This is a genomic window from Pseudoduganella aquatica, from assembly GCF_009857595.1.
Taxonomy (GTDB): domain Bacteria; phylum Pseudomonadota; class Gammaproteobacteria; order Burkholderiales; family Burkholderiaceae_D; genus Rugamonas; species Rugamonas aquatica_A.
In genome coordinates, this window is sequence record NZ_WWCU01000166.1 from 1 (window position 1) to 255 (window position 255).

Below are 255 nucleotides of genomic sequence, written 5' to 3' on the forward strand. Positions count from 1 at the left end.
TGCTGCTGATCCAGCAGTTGTTCAACCTCTCCGATGAACAGATGGAGTTCCAGCTGCTGGACCGGTTGAGCTTCCAGCGCTTTGCCGGACTGCGTGCCAGCAGCCAGATCCCGGACCGGACCACGATTTGGACCTTCAAGGAACGCCTGATCCAGGCCGGCGCCAGCGAAAGCATCTTCGACGCGGTCAACCGGCAACTGGCCAAGCACGGCTACATTGCGCGCGGCGGCCAGATGATCGACGCCAGCTTCGTGC

The 255-nt window shown here is 62.0% G+C and carries 1 protein-coding gene; it reads left to right on the forward strand.

Going from position 1 to position 255, the window contains the following annotated elements; genetic code table 11:
- A partial coding sequence (locus GTP77_RS30080; protein WP_161075771.1) for a transposase occupies positions 1-255 on the forward strand: 255 nt, incomplete at both ends.